This window comes from Tritonibacter sp. SIMBA_163, from assembly GCF_046535935.1.
Lineage (GTDB): Bacteria > Pseudomonadota > Alphaproteobacteria > Rhodobacterales > Rhodobacteraceae > Epibacterium > Epibacterium scottomollicae.
On the sequence record NZ_JAWJBP010000926.1, the window covers coordinates 1 to 251 of the forward strand.

Genomic DNA, 251 nt, shown 5'->3' on the forward strand with positions numbered 1-251 from the left:
CTAATGTAGAAATAAGCACTAACTTTCAAGGAGAGTCTCAAGAAGGCGAACTAGGCGACTCTTTAAGTTTCACTGTTCCAGAATCTGCCTCCGATTCAGTTACAGTTGAAGCGACCTATACATTATCAGGACAAGTCGAGACTGAACTTGAACTGGCGCCAGAATTTTCTCTTTCAGCATCACTTCTGTCAGGAAATATTACGGCTAAAGTATTCAATTTCCTCAATTTTCAAGCAGGGTTTGGTCCAGTT

The 251-nt window shown here is 41.0% G+C and carries 1 protein-coding gene; it reads left to right on the plus strand.

From position 1 onward, the window contains the following. Nucleotides 1-251, plus strand: a 251-nt coding sequence (locus R0J92_RS25035) for a hypothetical protein (RefSeq protein WP_411053673.1), incomplete at both ends; no start/stop codon positions are given.